We start from the raw sequence: 18418 nt of genomic DNA on the forward strand, positions 1-18418 counted from the left end.
CCCCCCACCCCCCGATTTTTCAGCGGACACTCTATTTTCCCACCTTGCTAGGGATTGCCGCTTGCAGACCTCCTCATTTCGCGCTCCTATCTGGCTATGCGTTACGAACCCATCGACCCAAAACTTTTTATCCGCAACCGCGAGCGCCTCACAAAACTCCTGAAACCTAACAGCATTGTTGTACTCCACTCCAATGATGTCATGCCTACATGCGCAGACGGAGTCATGCCTTTTGTCCAAAACTCAAACATGATCCACCTCACCGGTGCCGATCAGGAAGAAACTATTCTCCTCCTTTTCCCTGACGCCCCAAACGAAAAGCAGAAAGAAATCCTCTTCGTACGTGAGACAAATGAGCACATCGCAATCTGGGAGGGAGAAAAATATACCAAAGAAAAAGCTACCGAAATCTCAGGCATCGCAAACATCCAGTGGACTGACACCTTCGATTCCACCTTTCATAACCTCGTCCAGCAAGCTGAACACATTTACCTCGCAACCAACGAGCACCTTCGAGCTGACGTCTCCGTAGAAACGCGCAACGACCGCTTCATCAAAAAATGCAAAACCGCATACCCACTCCATAAATACGAGCGACTCGCTCCCCTCATGCACGAACTGCGCATCACAAAGCAACCAGAAGAAATTGATATCCTTCAAAAAGCATGTGACATCACAGAATCTGGCTTCCGCCGTGCACTCCAACTCATCAAACCTGGAGTCGGTGAATGGGAAGTCGAAGCAGCGTTCACCCACGAGTTCCTTATCCACGGTTCCAAGGGCCACGCGTACACACCAATTATCGGCGGCGGACATAACGCCTGTGTTCTCCACTACGTAGATAACCACCACCGCCTACAAGATGGTGACCTCGTCCTCATGGACGTAGGAGCCGAATACGCAAACTGGAATGCAGACATGACTCGCACGGTCCCAGTCAACGGCAAGTTCACCAAGCGCCAACGCGCAGTATACAACGCTGTCCTCAAAGTCATGCGCCAAGCGAATGGCATCTTGCGCCCTGGCCTCAAACCCAGTGAGTACCAAAAACAAGTGCTAGAATTCATGGAAGATGCACTCATCAGTCTTCAACTCATCGATCCAGAAGAGGCGAAAAAGCAAGATGACTCAAAACCACTCGTGAAGAAGTACTTCATGCACGGCACCTCGCACCACCTCGGTCTCGATGTCCACGACGTCAGCCCACCAGACGCCCCATTCGCCGTCGGCCAAGTCTTCACCATCGAGCCTGGCATCTATATTCGTGAAGAAAACCTCGGCTGCCGAATCGAGAATGACGTCCTCATCCGCGAAGATGATAACTTCGACCTCATGCGCAATATCCCCATCGAAGCCGACGAAATTGAAGCCCTAATGGCTCAGCAAAATTAAGCGCGCACCCCATCATCAACCATCCGCTCTAGCAGCTCCGGATAGGCCGCTAGAGTCGGATGTTCGTGTAATACCGCGTCTGCCAATCGCCGTGCCTCCCGCACTAATTCCGTATCCGCCAAAAATTCAATAAAGCGCAGATCCGCTAAGCCGGATTGCTGCGTCCCTAAGACATCCCCCGGGCCGCGCAAAGTCAAATCGGCTTCAGCAATCTTGAAACCATCATCGGTACCCTCCATCACCTTGAGCTTCTCCAACCCTTCGCTGCTCTTTCCATCCGTGAGTAACACACAATAACTCTTGTGCTCCCCTCGACCAATCCTCCCTCGTAATTGATGCAACTGAGATAAACCAAACCTCTCAGCATTATAAATCACCATGAGATTCGCATTCGGAACATCCACCCCCACCTCAATTACCGTGGTTGAAACTAAAACATCCAGCTTCGCATCTCTAAAATCACACATCACGCGCTCTTTATCCTCAGCACTCAACTTGCCATGTAGCAAACCAACTTCATGCCCCTTGAGACGCTTCTGCCACTTCTCATACTCCACAGTCGCAGCCTCAGCATTGAGCGCACTGCTCTCCTCAACAAGTGGATAAACCAAGTACGCTTGCCTTCCCTCACTGAGCTGCTGCTTCACAAATTTTGTAACATCACTTACCTTTGCTTTCGCACGTACCCCCGTTACCACTTTCCCCCTTCCAGCTGGTCGTTCATCTAACACTGACACCTCCAAATCTCCGTAAATAGTCAACGTCAAGGTCCTAGGAATGGGTGTCGCTGTCATTACTAACACATCAGGCATCACACCTTGCTGAATCAGCCGACTTCGCTGCTCCACACCAAACTTGTGCTGCTCATCAATGATGACTAACCCCAAATCTTCAAACGCCTCATCATCATACAGCAAAGCATGCGTCCCAATCAGAAGTTGCACCCCATTTCCCTCCAGCAAAACATCCTCCTTGCGCGAGGATGTCCGCAACCCAACATGCCCCCCCAAGGGCTCTAACCATTTACGAAATGTGAGATAGTGTTGCTCCGCCAAGATTTGCGTCGGTGCCATCAGCGCCACCTGGGCACCACTCTCAATAGCTAACAAGGCTGCACACATCGCCACAAATGTTTTCCCCGCCCCCACATCACCCTGTAACATCCTATGCATCGGCCGCGGGGCCCGCATATCGCTCACAATCTCCTTCACCGATCGCTTTTGCGCCCCCGTAAGATCAAATGGCAAACTACGGTAAAACTCAGTCAGCAACTGCGTCTTCTTACCCATTTCTCTACCACGCTGTGCATCATACCGACTCTTGCGCCATGCAACATTGAGCTGAAGAATAAAAAATTCCTCCAATGCAAAGTACCGCTTCGCTGCCGCAGCTTGCTCCATAGAATCTGGAAAATGAACCTCCCGGTATGCCTCAATTCTCGGATACGTCTCATCCACTGGGTAAAGCTCAGTCAATGTCTCACCATCTACCTCATTGCGAAACTTGTAGATGATCTCTCTCAACCTCCGTTGATGCACCCCCGCCACATTCTTATACACAGGCACAATCCTTTCCACATGCACAGAGGCATCAACCATGTCATTGAGAATCTCAAAATCAGGATGATCGATCACTAGCCTCCCACTACTCTCCTTCGGCTTCCCATAAAATACCAGCTCATGCCCCACTGCTAACATCTTCGAGATGTATGGCATGTTAAACCACCTCAAGCTGATCGTCTCATCCGAAAATTCAGAAGCCGACCTCACCACTACCTCAAAAAATGAACGCCTTCCAAATCCCTTCCGCTGGCAATCAATCACCATCCCCCGTAAACACATCGCCGCACCAGTCGCCTGTGCTGGAAATGCCTCAAAGCGCCGCCGGTCTTCATAACGCCTTGGAAAATAATCTAACACTTGCTGCACAGTACTCATCCCAGCAGCATTCAATGCCATAATCTCCTTGGCCGAAACTCCCCCCACATTCAACAACTCAGCTCTCGCGTCGATGCCCATGACCACTAAATTTTTTGCGCAGCTCGCACGTCCTGAATCACCATCTGCAAACTCGTCCTCCCCCTGAAGGTGTTGCGATCAATAGTAAAGGCGACGTCCCATGGTGGATCCGGCAAACTCCTCTCCCCACCACCAAAGAAGATAGCGTCGTGCTCACATATCCCCTGCCGTAAAAATAACTTTAGATGGTTATTCTTTAAATGCCTCGGAGCTTCAGTAAGCCAGACATCACGACTCATAAACACTGGCTGAGGATTCTGACTGCCAAAGGGTTGTAATAAATCATAACTATCCATGAACTCTAACGAGAGCTCATCAAAATCAATCTCCGCATCCACATGCATCCTCGGAGCGCGTTGCTCAGGGCTCGTTGTCTCCACCACGTACTCAGCAAAATGCTTCCGAAAATCAGAAATCTTCTCTTCGCGAATACTCAACCCTGCCGCCATGTCATGCCCTCCCCCCGCTATCAAATCATCCGGACATGCCTGAATTGCCCCCACTAAAGATACCCCCTCGACACTGCGCCCACTCCCCTTACCTACTCCTTCTTCATCAATCGACACCACAAAAGTCGGCTTGTAAAATTGACGCATCAACCGAGAAGCCACAATACCCACAACTCCAGGGTGCCAATTTCTCGAACCTAACACAATGACCGGATCGTTCTTAGCATCACACTGCTCTTCCACCATCCGCATCGCCTCATCGCGAATCTGCTTCTCATGAGTTTGCCTCTGCCGGTTGTACTCATCTAACATATCAGCAAGGCACCTGGCCGCATCATAGTCCTTCTCCACCAAGAGCGATAGCGCATCCTCAGGCCTGTCCATCCTCCCTGCGGCATTGATCCTAGGCCCAATGCGAAACCCCACATCCATACTCGTCACCGATCCACTCAATCCAGCAACCTGCTGTAAAGCCTGAAGCCCAGCGTTCTCAGTGTGCGGCAATCGTTTTAGCCCATGGCGTACTAACAAACGATTCTCTTCTACCAAAGGCACAATATCAGCCACCGTCGCCACAGCCACCATGTCGATATAATCCCGCAGGTCAAACCCCTTCACCCGTCGCCTCTTCAGCAAAGCATGCGCTAATTTGAAAACCACACCGGCTGCACAAAGATAATGAAAGGCGTCTCCTAGTTTGGGGTTCACCACTGCGACACAATCTGGACACCCTCGCGCAGATAATTCATGGTGATCCACCACAATCACATCCACCCCTATCTCTCCTAGTTGGGCAATCTCATCCAGAGAAGCAGTCCCACAATCCACCGTGATGACTAAATCTGGCTTCCCAAAATCCTTTAGTAAATTCTCAATCGCCGCCTCGCTCAGCCCGTAACCTTCCTCACCACGCTTCGGGATATAAATATTCACATCCACCCCATACGCCTCCAAAACAGTACGCATCAGCGCAACGGAGGTCACACCATCCACATCATAGTCACCATAGACTAAAACCTTCTCCCCACGGTCCACTGCTTCAAATATTCGTTCAACCGCCTGCTCCATATGCGGCAGCTGATAGGGATCACTCAAATCCTTTAACCTAGGATTCAAAAACGACTCAATCGCGTCACGCCCACTCACCCCACGCTGACCTAACAACTTCAGCAAAATGCTTGGAAGGCGCCCCACACTCATAGTGGCATCCGGTGGATCCTCTTTGACTATCCATTGTTTAGGCTCCTCGTGCATCTTCACCACCCAAGCTAGGCAGGCCACATCACAAGCTCAAGTACTCTTTCCAAAAGCTGCAGAAAACCTCCTCCATCAAGATCCATTCACAAAAAAGAAATGCCGAGCACACGCCCGGCATTCCTAAAAAAGTCAGATCTTACTACCTAACAACTTAATTATTCACCACTGCATCGCAGCGCTCACAAAGACCACTTTCGAGAAGCGGCTCGTAGCTGCGGCAGCGTGGACACATAGTGTACTCAGTTGCACTTGCTTCAGCAGTGAGCTCAGCACCTTCCTGCACCTTGAGGTCAGCGAGGATAAAGAACTCAGTCGCAAATTCGCGATCCTTGAGCTCATCGAGAGCAACGAAGTCCGCAGGAACACTCACGAGCACAGCCGCTTCGTTATTCTTGTTGAAGACCTTCGCCTGCACCTTTTCTTCAATTGCAGTCTGAATCACGCTACGTGCTTCGAGAAGGGCTGCCACCTTGGTAGAAACTTCAGATGCAGCCCACTCATCTTTAATTTCTGGGAAGTCTTGTTCGTGTACGGAACCTGAGAAACCTGCATGCTCCCATGCTTCGTCTGCTGTGTAGGCAAGAATGGGCGCGAGAAGTTTCGCGAGAGCGGTGAACACCTCGTGCATCACAGTTTGTGTGGAACGACGGCGCACGCTGTCCTTCGCATCGCAGTACATGCGGTCCTTGGTCACATCGATGTAGATCGCAGAAAGGTCAGTCGCACAGAACTGGTTGATCTGGTTGAACACCTTGCGGAATTCGAATGACTCGTAGGCGGAGCGACATTCTTTGATCACCTCATTGAGGCGCTCAAGCACCCACTGGTCGAGGAGTGGCATGTCGGCCTTAGCAACAGCGTCTGTCTCCACATTGAACCCATCCATGTTACCAAGGAGGATACGGAGGGTATTACGAAGACGGCGATACGGTTCAGCGATCTGCTTGAAAAGATCTTCACCGAATGGCACCTCAGTCTGCCAGTCGACACTGGAAACCCAGAGACGCACGATATCCGCACCGTACTTGTTGTAGTAGTGTGCAGCATCGATCGGCTTACCACTTTTCTCAGCTTCGGACTTGGAGAGCTTGCCCTTCTTGTCCTTGTCCACAACGAAGCCATGAGTAAGCACGGACTTGTATGGAGCGGCATCTCGCACGCCCACTGAAAGCATAAGGGATGACTGGAACCAACCACGGTGCTGGTCAGTAGCCTCGAGGTAAAGATCAGCCGGACCTTCAAGTTCAGGACGGCGATCCACAACTGCAACGGATGAAGAACCTGAGTCGATCCACACGTCAAGTGTGTCGCGACATTTCTTGTAGCCCGCTGGGAGACCGAGGCGCTCACAGAGTTGTTCGTCAGTGAGCTCGAACCAGATGTTCGAACCTTCTTCTTCAATGAGGTCAGCAATCTTATCTGCAGTTTCAGAGTCAATCACAGCCTTACCTTCAGTATCGAAGAACACCGGCACAGGAACCCCCCAAGTACGCTGGCGGGAAACACACCAATCTGGACGCGCTTCCACAGTACCGTAAATGCGGTTGCGACCCCACTTTGGAAGCCAGTTCACTTTGTCAATTTCTTCAAGCGCCTTATCGCGAAGTCCTTCGAGTGAGATGAAGAACTGCTCAACAGCACGGAAGATAATGGGAGTCTTGGAGCGCCAACAATGAGGGTAGCTGTGTGCGATGGTTTCTTTACCAAGAAGGAAACCTTTGCCAGCTAGAATCTTGATGATCGGAACATTACAATCGAAGACATGCTCGCCAACCATCTCTGGCATGCCCACCTCTTCGGTGTACTTGCCTTCATCGTCTACTGGTGAAAGCACGCCGAGACCATTTTGCTGACCTGCCGTGTAATCGTCTGCACCATGACCTGGAGCAATATGCACTGCTCCTGTACCAGTTTCGGTTGTGACGAAGTTCGCGTTGATGAGCTTAGAAGTGCGATCGAGGAACGGGTGCTGCGCTTCGAGTCCTTCGAATGCATCTCCTTTCACTTCCTCGTAGATTTCCTTGAGAACGAAACCAGTCTTTGCCTCGAACGCTTCGAGAAGCTCTTTCGCGATCACGAGACGCTTAGAAATGAGTTCGTCTGGCTGATCTTTGACCTGCTTGACCTTTTCAAAACGACCAACCACGTAGTCGAAGAGTGGATGCGTCGCCACACCAAGGTTCGCTGGAAGCGTCCATGGAGTGGTCGTCCAGATCACCATGGAAGTACCCTCGCCGAACTTATCGGAGAGAAGTGGAAACTCCACGTAGAGCGAGATCGACTTCTTGTCCATGTACTCGACCTCCGCTTCCGCAAGCGCTGTCTGCGCTCCGTAGGACCACTGAACTGGCTTCTTGGATTGATAAACATTGCCACGCTTGATGAGTGCGGAAAAAGTGCGAACGATGTCTGCCTCGTAGGCTGCATCCATCGTAAGATAGGGGTTCTCCCAGTCACCTAGCACACCGAGACGGCGGAAAGAAGCTTTCTGGGTGTCAATCCAGCCTTTCGCGAAATCCACACAACGGCGGCGGATCTCAGCGGGCTCAAGACCTTGTGCGTTCTGCACCACTTTGAATTCGATCGGAAGCCCGTGGCAGTCCCATCCCGGGATGTACGGAGTTTCAAATCCCGCCATGGTCTTGGATTTCAATACGAGGTCCTTAAGCACTTTGTTGAGCGCAGTCCCCATGTGCACGTCACCGTTGGCGAACGGAGGTCCATCGTGCAAAATGTAACGAGGAGCATTTTGATCTATGCGACGCTTCTGAATTCGCTGGTATAGATCGTTAGATTCCCATTGTTCGAGGCGTTGAGGCTCACGCTTCACCAAGTCCCCACGCATTGGGAACGTAGTCTGTGGCAGGCTCAAGCTGTCTTTGTAGTTTTGGGCGTCCTTGCTCATGTGATTAAATAAATTCGGCGGACGCTAGACAGCAATGCCCTTAGGGTCAATCGCGCATTCTTCCAAATATGCCCATGCCCAGAAATGAAAATGGAGAAGGCCGACCGACCTTCTCCATTTTCCGAAAACTTACTTCCCTCATCCAGATTTGAGCTTACCTAGCGAAATGGCTCTTGCGCGCTCAGTCGAGGTCATTGTTTTCTTGGAAGAACGAGGGGCTCATCCACCTCCAGACTTCACCTTGTTGACCTGCTGCATTTCCTTGGGAACCGCCGGCTGAGTCAACACATTCGCCGCAGACTTCCCTTCTAAAGTTCTCGCATCCTCAGGAACCTTCACCCGAGTGATCCCACTGGGTAAATCTCCCTTCTTGCGCCTCACCATCATATCTTCAACGGTGCGCTGTGAACGAGTTCCAGGTAACTCCCCCTCCCTCAAAGTCAACGCAGTGTCTATCCCTGAAGTGTGACGTGCAAAGATCTCATCAAGCTCAGACTCAGACTTTGCCCCTTTCAGCTCATCCACCTCTTCGCCATTAAGAAAAAATTTCAGCGTAGGAGTCTCATCCACATTGTACTCATTCATCGCCATGGTTGCCTCATCACCTGGCTTTCCTACTTCCACACGCATGATGGCCGCCGTGTCAGCATAACGTTCCGCCATCGCATCCAATCGAGGGCTCAATGCCAGACTCCCCGCACTCGTTGCACTATGAAATTCCAACACCACAAGAACGTTCGGCTCGGCTAACCAAGTCTTCACATCCTCAACACTCGCCGAGTGCACCTTCTTTATTCCCGCTCTCCGCTCACTAGGACCAACCTCACCAACCACCTCAGAAACAAGTGATTCCACCTGATCGCAGGATACCAAAGTGATCAAGCTTGTCAGCCCGATACCCGAAATTATGGCTTTTCTCCACATAACGGTACCTGATCTAGACTAAATCCAACCAAGCGACAATGCTAAAGCTGTGATTTAACCCAAATCCTGACAATCACGCGCTCGTTTAAAACAAGCAAACGCAGCACATTTCTTCATCTATTACCACCCTTAGCCTATTGAGCTGGAGGGTTGGGAATTGTCGGCGCAGGTGGAGGACCTGCTGAGAGCACATTATCAGGCAGGCCTTTTGTTACATCGTCTGCTTCCTCAGGCACCTTGGCTCTGACAAAGCCTTTGGGCAACTCCCCCTTCTTGGTTCGCACCATCATCTCCTCCACTGTCCGCTGCACCTTCATGCCTGGTAACTCACCCTCCCGCATCGTAAACTCACCCTTGATCTTACTCGTGTACTTATTAAATGCCAGATCAAGATCCTCCTCGGTCTGAATCCCTCTCATCTCCTTTACCTCCTCACCATTCAGATAAAACTTAAGCACCGGGGTCTCACTGATCTTGTACTCATTCATGGCAATCGTCGCCAACTCACCAGGCTTGCCAACATTCAATTTCATGATCGCCGACTTATCCGCATACTTCTCAGCCATCTTGTCTAAGGCTGGGTCCATGGCCTTACAAGGAGGACAAGTGTCACTGTAAAAATCCAAGACCACCAACACATTCGGCTCAGCTAACCAAACCCTTAAATCATCTGCAGATGCTTTATGTACTCGCTTAATGCCAGCACGCCTCTCCTTCGGCAGATTGTCACCAGTTACTTCCGAAACTAAACTCCCTACCTGGTCACATGAAATGGCACCGATAAGAAAGAGGAGTCCAACACTTGGGGGTAATGCTTTTTTCCACATAACCCATAAACCCTAACCCAGATACAACATCCACCTCAATCAGTTTCTGCTAGATCCACTCTACCTCCCCCTTGAATGCAATACCCATAAAGCAAAAGGCCTGAAGTCTCACAACTTCAGGCCTTTCATAAAATCAATTAAGCTTTCTTTACTTTCCTGCAAGCGAAGGTTTGAACTTGCTGATCTTCTTCACCACGTTGTGAATGTCAGACTCAATCTCAATCAGCTTAGCTTTAGACAACTCAACCTTAGAGGCCAAAGCCTCTTCAACTTGGCTGTAGCGTTCGGTAATAGTAGTGGAAAAACCTTCTAAGATCTCTTCAGCACGCTGGCGCAATGGACAAGATTCTTCAGCCTGGTCAATCCCAGCTTTTACACGTTTCTGCTCCAGCAAACGCTGAGCTTCACGCATTTCAGCCAACAGGATCTTCTCTTGTGGCACACGGCGCAAATTGCTCACCAAGCCTAATTTAGCGAGAATCCAGATCATCCACTTAGTTGGGTCAAATTGCCATGGCTTCACACCATTACGGTAGTCATGCTGGAATGCGTGATGGTAATTGTGATAGCCCTCACCACAGGTGAAGAGCGCCATGATCGCAGAATCTCTTGCAGAATTTCCTGAGTTATACGGCTGCTTACCAATTGTGTGACACAAAGAGTTAATAAAGAAGGTGCAGTGCATCACGATCACAATGCGTAAAAAACCAGTGAGAATCAAACAACCGATAGCTCCCTGAACTCCGTAAAGGGCGTAACCAATGAGCGGAGGGATAATCAAGCCGACAATCAAGCCAATCAAATGCACCCACTTGTCTTGCCACATCACCAATCGGTCCTTCTTCAAATCGCCCACATTGTTCTGCAACGGCATCGGGTCCAACTTGAAAAGCAACCACCCAACGTGCGCGTAGAAAAAGCCCTTTGAAATATCATACGGATCACCATCATGATCCACATGCTTGTGGTGGTGGCGGTGGTCAGACGCCCAACTCAAAGCTGAATTCTCAAAAGATGCCGCCCCAAACAATAGAGTGACCAACTTCACTGGCCATTTAGCCTTGAAGGAAAGATGCGAAAACAATCGATGGTAGCCCAATGTGATACTCATGATGGTCGCAAAACAAAAGAAAAAGCAGAAACCAAGCTGGAACAATAACTCACCAGCAGACAAGTCATAAGCCATAAAATACCAAGGAGTGCCGACGATGGCTATCAATGTCGTAAAGATCAGGAAAAGGCTAGTTTTCCAGTTTACGCGGTGAAATGGGAAGTCGTTAAACATAATTCTCTGTAACTCTGTTGCGCCTCTACAACTTGGGAAGCCACGCTCCGCAAGTGAGACGACCTGACGTAACCCCAGCTTTCACAAATAGCCAACAAAATCACACTTCTCCCCAGATCTTTGCCATAATATGCGTAGGATATGCCACAAAATGCGCGCCTTATACCATCCGTGAAGATCCCGTAACAATAGGGGATCACGAGGGTTTTCCCTCTTTCTCCCCAGCTACGAACTCCCGAAAATTTTCTCCTCCAAATTTTCGAGAGAACTCTAAATAAGCGCTAACCCTTACTCACATAAGTGAGAAATACTACACCACTTCTTCCCAAGGCTTCTTCTCCAAAGCCGTAGTCGCAGCCGCTGCTTCTGCCTGTTTCTTGTTACGCCCTTTGCCACTAGCTAAAACTTTATCATTCCAATGCACCTCTACTACAAAATGCTTATCGTGATCAGGCCCTTCCTCACTCACCACCTTGTAGACTGGACTCTCAGGTAAAATCGCCTGCAAAGCCTCCTGAAGCCTCCCCTTCGGATTCTTTTCCTCAGGCTTCGCCGAAATCTTCTCAACCTCCGTTTTTGCTACTTTCAACACCACATCACGTGCCGCATCAAATCCCCCATCCAAATACACAGCTCCCAATAAGGCCTCAAAAGCATCCGCCAAAGTAGAAGCCCTCTCGCGCCCACCACTAGCTTCTTCACCTCTACCAAGCAAGACGTACTCACCCAGCTTGATATGTGCAGAAAGATTGTGTAGAGCCTCCTTGGAAACCAAGCGCGCACGCATCTTTGTCAAATCCCCCTCCGTAAAGCCCGGAAATAAGTGATACAAATGGTCCGTGAGCGCCAACTGCAAGACTGCATCCCCCAAAAACTCCAAGCGTTGGTTGTCGAAATGCGGGCGTTGCGTCTCATACGCCAAGCTGGGGTGAGTCAGTGCCTCCGCCAACAATAGTGAGTTGCGGAACTTGTATCCTAATAGAGCTTCAAGTGAATCCATTCTGTCTAAATCCAGTAGAGGAAGGCATTCAGAGCAACATCTACCGACTCTAGCAAGTGAAAAGCTTTACTCACCCCACAAAAGTCATCACCCAAGCTTAATCACTCAATTGACAAAAACAAAAAAAGCGCCATCTCTGGCGCTAGAATTCTTATTTAAAATGGGGTGACTGACGGGACTCGAACCCGCGACAACCGGAATCACAATCCGGGGCTCTACCAACTGAGCTACAGCCACCATTTAGTTTGCTGGTGCGGGCGAGAACCTACGCATCGCACACGTTTTGGCAAGATCTTTTTTATCGCTTTCTCTACTTTTTTCCAACACCTCCACTCAAGCCAATGATCGCTTCACTCGAGATAAATTTACAACCACCAGAGTCGCAATCGCATAGACAGAGCTCACCACTAACGCTAACAACATCGCCATTTGCACATGACTCCCCGAGAAGCCAGCCTCCACCAAAGTCACATCGTTCGCTACCAAGAACTCAAAAAATGGAGTCGCCAACACCATCAAGACGTAACCACTCACCACTTTCACCGCAATACTCGCCACCACGTACACATTCGACAACATCCTCCCCCAGCGCGCATACCGCACCAAGCCTACCCCTGCCAATAATAAGAGTAAGCCCACACCATAATCCAAATACCCTAACACCAAGTTAGGCACCTCCACCCCTGATAAAGCCTCTTCCAACGAGGCCTCATCCATCGCATCCAACATACCTGACTTCTTAAACTCAGCTTCTACCCCCGGAACTAAACTCCCTTGCGTAAATAACTTCATCACCCCACCTAGCAAACTGAGCCCTCCAAATATAATATGTAAAATCCCCCAGACCTTGGTGATCCCTTCGCGTTTCTCTGGCAAAGCTGGAGGCTGCGCTAAATCATCTTCTGGCTCGTAGGCTGACATTCCTTGCTGCGACATGCAGCCTAACTTACTCACTGATCAATTCAGGTCAATGCGTTCTATCACCCCCCCCTCATTCCACCCGAAATCTTCTATTTTCACTCTTCCATTCTAGGTCCCACTCATTAGGCTGAGCGGCATGAGCGAGGAGAACAAAAACACTCGGCTTCTTCTTGAAGCGATCGAACAGCGTGACGCCGCTAGCTTCCTCAAAGCTGCGGATGCTCTCCACTACGCTGACCTCGCCGAAATCTACGAAGGACTCAATGATGAAGAACGTGACTTCTTCACCGACCATATCGACATGGAACAATTCGCGGAAGTCATCACCGACCTCCCCGATACCCTCGTCGAGGAAACCATGGAGCGCCTCGACACAGACGAACAACGAGAAATTCTCGACCAAGTCTCAGACGATGACCGGGTAGACCTTCTCCAAGACGTTTCAGATGACGCCCGTGAACGCCTCCTCGAACTCGTCGAACCTGACGACATCGAAGTCACAAAGTCCCTCCTAAAGTATGGAGAACATACCGCCGGCGGACGCATGACCACCCACTTCGGCAGCATACAAGCCGACATGAGTGTCAAACAAGCCCTCCAACACCTCCGCCAAGAAAGTGACGAAACCGAGTCCTTTGCCCGAGTCTACGTCGTCGACGATAAAGACAAACTCTGCGGCTTCGTCAGATTCCGCGACCTAGCCTTCAATGCTTGGGAAACAAAAATCGCCGACATCATGCGCCCCGTGAAGCGCTATATCCTAGCCTCTTCAGATCAGGAAGAAGCTGCACAGATGGTCTCCAAATACGACCTCTTCGTGCTCCCTGTCGTCGACGAACAAAATCGTATCCTAGGAATCATCACCCACGATGACGCAGTCGAAATCATGGAGGAAGAATCCACCGAAGATATGGAAAAAATGGCCGGTTTCACTGGGGAAGGTTCAGAGGAAAGCTACCTCAACACCCCCACGATGACGCACTTCCGCCGTCGCTTCCCTTGGCTCTTCGGCCTCGCGATACTTGCCATTGCCTCAGGCGTGGTCATGATTAAATTCGAAGGAGTCCTCAGCTCACTCTTCATCCTCTCACTCTTCCTGCCTATGGTCGTTGCAGCTGGCGGAAATACTGGTGGTCAAGCCTCCACCATGGTCATCCGTGCTATGGCACTCGGTGAATTAGACCAAGGCTCCATCATGCGAGTTGCCTGGAAAGAACTACGCCTTGGACTCATGCTTGGTTCACTCCTTGGCCTCGGAATGGCCCTCATCACCGTCACTGTAGTCCCCATGTTCTACAGTGAAATGCCCGCCGAAATTGGCTTCACAAAATTCGCTATCGCGGTCGCCCTCGCCCTCGCAATTCAAATCACCTCCTCCACACTCGTTGGCTCACTCTTACCCATCGGCGCTCGAGCCATGAAGATCGACCCAGCTGTGATTGCTGCTCCTGCGATCACTACTATCGTCGATGTCTCAGGCATGGTCATTTACTTCTTCGTTGCAAAAGCGCTCCTAGGACTTTAAGTCCCCCTCACGGACCGCAGCACAGCTGCAAACTTCTCACATCTAAGATCTTACTTCTTACTTTTCATGGCTCGATCTGACGCAACCGCAGAACTCACAGCAGCACTCAATGATCGTATCCTCATGCTCGATGGAGCCATGGGCACCACCATCCGAGGCTACGGACTCACTGAAGACGATGCCCGCGGTGAACGCTTCAAAAATGTCGAAAAAGATATTCTCAACAACGGAGATATCCTCAGCATCACTCGCCCAGATGTCATCTATGACATCCACCTGCGCTTCCTTAATGCAGGCTCCGATATCATCGAAACTAATTCCTTCTCCGGAACCTCCATCGCCCAGTCAGAATTCTTCGTAGATGACCCACGCGAAACAGGTGAAGGCCGTAAAGACCCTGACTTCTACCAAAAAGTTGTCGATGACCCCTTCCTCAAAGACCTCGCCTGGGAAATCAACGTCGAGTCCGCTAAACTCGCCCGTAAAGCCTGTGATGAAGTCGAAGCCAAAACAGGCGTCAAGCGCTACGCCGCTGGTGCCATTGGCCCCATGACCGTCGGCCTCAACAACTCAGCAGTCGACCCAGATGACCCTGGCTTCCGCGTCGTCACATTCGACCAAGTCTATGAAGACTACAAACGCCAAGTCCGCGCCCTCGTTGAGGGTGGAGTCGACATCCTCATGGTCGAAACCATCTTTGATGCCCTGAACTCCAAATGCGCACTCGTCGCTATCCAAGATGTCTTCGATGAAGACAAAATCAAACTCCCCATCATTATCTCGGCCGCTGTCGGACTCGGAGGTGAGACCATGATCTCAGCGCAAAAAGTCGAGGCCCTCTGGAACTCGGTCGCCCATGTCAAGCCACTCGCAGTAGGCCTAAATTGCTCACTCGGCCCCGATCAAATGCGCGAGTTCATCGGCGAACTCAGCCGCGTCTGTGAAACTTTCGTCTCTTGCTACCCCAATGCGGGCATGCCTGATGCGCTCTCAGAAACCGGCTTCCCGCTCGGCCCCCGCGATATGTATGATCGCCTCAACGCCTTCGCACAAGATGGCTTCATCAACCTTGCTGGAGGCTGCTGCGGGAATACCCCCGACCATATCGCCGAAATCGCTGAGGCCGTCAAAAATGTCAAACCACGCGAACTCCCCACTATCGAGCCTCTGCTCCGACTCGCTGGCACCGACCCCTACAATCACACCGCCGATAAAAACTTCCTCATGATCGGTGAACGCACGAACGTCGCCGGCTCCCCACGCTTCAGAAAACTCATCCAAGAAGGAAAACTTGAAGACGCTCTCAGTGTCGCCCGCCAACAAGTCGATAATGGCGCACCTGTCATCGATATCTGCTTCGATGACGGCCTCATCGACGGCGTCGATATGATGACCCGCTTCCTCAACCTCGTACAGTCCGAGCCCGATATCACGAAGGTCCCCATCACCGTCGATTCCTCAAAATGGGAAATCATCGAAGCCGGCCTCAAATGCCTCCAAGGCAAAGGTATCGTCAACTCAATCTCACTCAAAGAAGGCGAAGACATCTTCAAAAAGCACGCACGCACCATCATGAAGTTCGGTGCCGCCGCTGTCGTCATGGCCTTCGATGAAAATGGCCAAGCCGCCACCTATGAAGACAAAATTCGCATCTGCGAACGTGCCTATCGTATCCTCGTGGACGAAGTAGGCTTCAATCCACAAGATATCATCTTCGACCCTAACATCCTCACCGTAGCCACCGGGATTGAAGAACACAACAACTACGCAGTCGACTTCTTCAACGCCACCAAATGGATCAAAGACAATCTCCCTGGCGCTAAAGTGTCAGGCGGCGTCTCCAACGTTTCCTTCTCCTTCCGCGGAAACAACCCCGTCCGAGAAGCCATGCACGCGGCCTTCCTCTACCACGCTGGTAAAAATGGCATGGACATGGGAATCGTTAACGCAGGCATGCTCGAGGTCTACGATGAAATCGAACCCAAAATGCTCCAACACGTTGAAGACGTCCTGCTCAATCGTGACCCAGATGCCACAGAGAGGCTGCTAGACTTCGCAGAACAATTCAAAGGAGTCAAAAAAGCCGCTAAAGCTGAAGACCTCTCATGGCGCGAAGCTCCAGTCGAAAAACGCCTCGAGCACGCCTTGCTCAAAGGCATTGATACCTTCATCAACGAAGATACCCAAGAAGCCCTCGACAAGTACAATGTCCCACTCAAGGTCATCGAAGGCCCACTCATGGATGGCATGTCCGTCGTCGGTGACCTCTTCGGCGCCGGCAAAATGTTCCTCCCCCAAGTGGTGAAATCCGCCCGCGTCATGAAAAAATCCGTGGCCTACCTCGAACCCTACATGGAGGCTGAAAAAGCTGAGAAGCTCGCCGGCCGCATCGCCGAACTTCAGGCTGAAGACCCATCACTCTCCGAAAACGAAGCTCAAATCAAAGCCGAAAAAGAAGCCACCGCTGGACGAGTCGTCATGGCCACCGTAAAAGGTGACGTCCACGACATTGGAAAAAATATTGTAGGCGTCGTACTCGCTTGTAACGGCTTCGAAGTCATCGACATGGGCGTCATGGTCCCTTGCGATAAGATCCTTGAAGTTGCCACTGAAAAAGGCTGCGATATCATCGGCCTCTCCGGCCTCATCACTCCATCACTCGATGAGATGATTCATGTCGCCAAAGAAATGGAACGCCGTGAAATGAAGCTCCCCGTTCTCATCGGTGGCGCCACCACCTCGGCTGCGCACACCGCTGTCAAAATCGCCCCTCACTACTCAGGTCCCATCGTCCACGTACTCGACGCCTCACGCTCAGTCCCAGTAACCACCACTCTCCTCTCCGAGGACGGCCGCGAAAAATTCATCGCTGACAACGAGGATCGACACCAAAAATTGCGCGATAACTTTAACAAAAAATCAAAACCTACCATCTCGCTTGATAAAGCGCGCGAAAATCACCCCGCCTTTGATTGGAATGCTTACGCCCCCGCTCAACCAGAATTCACCGGGACCCGCGTCATGGATAACCAATCCCTCCGTGAACTCGCCGAGTACATCGACTGGACCCCCTTCTTCCACGCATGGGAACTCCGCGGCGTCTGGGACCGTGAATCCAAAACGCTCAAAACTAAAAATCAAGAAGGCGCAAAACAGGCCCAAGAACTCTTCCACGACGCCCAAGAACTCCTGGAAGACATCATCGCCAATAAGCGTTTCACCGCCAGAGGTATCTACGGCTTCTTCCCCGCGAATTCTGAGGGCGATGACATCAAGGTCTGGACCGATGATTCACGCTCAGAACTCAGCACCACCTTCCACACCCTCAGGCAGCAAATCGAAAAAACTTCCGACAAACCCCACTTCGCACTCAGTGACTACGTCGCACCACAGGGCAATGACTTCATTGGAGGCTTCGTTGTCGGCATCCATGGTGCAGATGAATGGGCCAAAGAAGTCGAAGCCGCTGAACACGACCCCTATAAAGGAATCATGATCAAAGCTATTGCCGATCGCCTCGCGGAAGCCTTCGCCGAACTCCTCCACCACCGAGCTCGTGTCGCCTGGGGCTACGAACGGCCAAATGAATTCAATCATAACGAACTCATTAAAGAACTCTACCGAGGTATCCGCCCCGCTCCTGGTTACCCAGCCCAGCCAGATCACACCGAGAAACCTACCCTCTTTAGCCTGCTAAACGCCTCCGAGGCCACTGGCGTAGAACTCACCGAGTCCTGCGCTATGCACCCAGGCGCCGCCGTCTCCGGCCTCCTCTTCTCACACCCCGAGTCTCACTACTTCGCTATCAGTGAACTCCAAGAAGACCAAATCAAAGACTACGCAGAACGCAAAGGGTGGAGCATCGAAAAAGCTGAAAAATGGCTCGGCCCATGGCTAGGATATAATGCTTAACCC

General features: G+C 51.0%; 11 protein-coding genes and 1 tRNA gene. 3 read left to right on the top strand and 9 right to left on the bottom strand.

Features of this window, described 5'->3' with window-relative positions; genetic code table 11:
* Window positions 1-96 precede the first annotated feature (96 nt).
* Window positions 97-1392 (top strand): aminopeptidase P N-terminal domain-containing protein, encoded by a 1296-nt coding sequence (locus tag ACFSW8_RS06265; RefSeq protein WP_377091372.1) that lies wholly within the window; start codon window positions 97-99, stop codon window positions 1390-1392.
* Here ACFSW8_RS06265 and recG read toward each other — a convergent pair.
* The 9 genes from recG to ACFSW8_RS06310 all read right to left on the bottom strand — a co-directional run bounded on the left by recG (window position 1389) and on the right by ACFSW8_RS06310 (window position 12993).
* The gene (gene recG / locus ACFSW8_RS06270) at window positions 1389-3410 is read right to left on the bottom strand and encodes an ATP-dependent DNA helicase RecG (RefSeq protein ID WP_377086572.1); all 2022 of its coding nucleotides are present in this window, start codon (window positions 3408-3410) and stop codon (window positions 1389-1391) included. The two genes, ACFSW8_RS06265 and recG, sit on opposite strands and share 4 nt — an antisense overlap.
* Before the next feature lie 5 nt (window positions 3411-3415).
* The gene (recJ, locus tag ACFSW8_RS06275) at window positions 3416-5113 is read right to left on the bottom strand and encodes a single-stranded-DNA-specific exonuclease RecJ (RefSeq protein ID WP_377177748.1); all 1698 of its coding nucleotides are present in this window, start codon (window positions 5111-5113) and stop codon (window positions 3416-3418) included.
* Between the two features lie 154 nt (window positions 5114-5267).
* Window positions 5268-8021, bottom strand: a complete 2754-nt coding sequence (gene ileS, locus ACFSW8_RS06280) for an isoleucine--tRNA ligase (RefSeq protein WP_377086573.1) — start codon at window positions 8019-8021, stop codon at window positions 5268-5270.
* Between the two features lie 219 nt (window positions 8022-8240).
* Window positions 8241-8903, bottom strand: a complete 663-nt coding sequence (locus tag ACFSW8_RS06285; protein ID WP_377177750.1) for a thioredoxin family protein — start codon at window positions 8901-8903, stop codon at window positions 8241-8243.
* Between the two features lie 176 nt (window positions 8904-9079).
* Window positions 9080-9772 (bottom strand): thioredoxin family protein, encoded by a 693-nt coding sequence (locus tag ACFSW8_RS06290; RefSeq protein WP_377086578.1) that lies wholly within the window; start codon window positions 9770-9772, stop codon window positions 9080-9082.
* 148 nt (window positions 9773-9920) lie between these two features.
* On the bottom strand, window positions 9921-11057 hold the full coding sequence (locus ACFSW8_RS06295) for an acyl-CoA desaturase (RefSeq protein WP_377086580.1): 1137 nt from the start codon (window positions 11055-11057) through the stop codon (window positions 9921-9923).
* A 310-nt stretch (window positions 11058-11367) separates the two neighbouring features.
* The gene (gene rnc / locus ACFSW8_RS06300; protein ID WP_377086584.1) at window positions 11368-12057 is read right to left on the bottom strand and encodes a ribonuclease III; all 690 of its coding nucleotides are present in this window, start codon (window positions 12055-12057) and stop codon (window positions 11368-11370) included.
* Between the two features lie 161 nt (window positions 12058-12218).
* A tRNA-His gene (locus ACFSW8_RS06305) sits at window positions 12219-12294 on the bottom strand.
* A 96-nt stretch (window positions 12295-12390) separates the two neighbouring features.
* Entirely contained in the window at window positions 12391-12993 is a 603-nt protein-coding gene (locus ACFSW8_RS06310) for a hypothetical protein (RefSeq protein WP_377086586.1), read from the bottom strand.
* A 121-nt stretch (window positions 12994-13114) separates the two neighbouring features.
* Here ACFSW8_RS06310 and mgtE point away from each other — a divergent pair, with 121 nt between their 5' ends.
* Window positions 13115-14503, top strand: coding sequence for a magnesium transporter (gene mgtE / locus ACFSW8_RS06315; protein WP_377086587.1), 1389 nt, complete (start codon window positions 13115-13117; stop codon window positions 14501-14503).
* A gap of 66 nt (window positions 14504-14569) precedes the next feature.
* Window positions 14570-18415 (top strand): methionine synthase, encoded by a 3846-nt coding sequence (gene metH / locus ACFSW8_RS06320; RefSeq protein ID WP_377086589.1) that lies wholly within the window; start codon window positions 14570-14572, stop codon window positions 18413-18415.
* Window positions 18416-18418 lie beyond the last annotated feature (3 nt).

This window comes from Rubritalea tangerina (assembly GCF_042683245.1).
Taxonomy (GTDB): domain Bacteria; phylum Verrucomicrobiota; class Verrucomicrobiia; order Verrucomicrobiales; family Akkermansiaceae; genus Rubritalea; species Rubritalea tangerina.

Coding starts and splice junctions, on each gene's coding strand:
- metH (WP_377086589.1), top strand. CDS start 14,570: ATGGCTCGATCTGACGCAACCGCAGAACTCACAGCAGCACTCAATGAT.
- ACFSW8_RS06290 (WP_377086578.1), bottom strand. CDS start 9,772: ATGTGGAAAAAAGCATTACCCCCAAGTGTTGGACTCCTCTTTCTTATC.
- ileS (WP_377086573.1), bottom strand. CDS start 8,021: ATGAGCAAGGACGCCCAAAACTACAAAGACAGCTTGAGCCTGCCACAG.
- ACFSW8_RS06295 (WP_377086580.1), bottom strand. CDS start 11,057: ATGTTTAACGACTTCCCATTTCACCGCGTAAACTGGAAAACTAGCCTT.
- recG (WP_377086572.1), bottom strand. CDS start 3,410: ATGGGCATCGACGCGAGAGCTGAGTTGTTGAATGTGGGGGGAGTTTCG.
- mgtE (WP_377086587.1), top strand. CDS start 13,115: ATGAGCGAGGAGAACAAAAACACTCGGCTTCTTCTTGAAGCGATCGAA.
- ACFSW8_RS06265 (WP_377091372.1), top strand. CDS start 97: ATGCGTTACGAACCCATCGACCCAAAACTTTTTATCCGCAACCGCGAG.
- recJ (WP_377177748.1), bottom strand. CDS start 5,113: ATGCACGAGGAGCCTAAACAATGGATAGTCAAAGAGGATCCACCGGAT.
- rnc (WP_377086584.1), bottom strand. CDS start 12,057: ATGGATTCACTTGAAGCTCTATTAGGATACAAGTTCCGCAACTCACTA.
- ACFSW8_RS06310 (WP_377086586.1), bottom strand. CDS start 12,993: ATGTCGCAGCAAGGAATGTCAGCCTACGAGCCAGAAGATGATTTAGCG.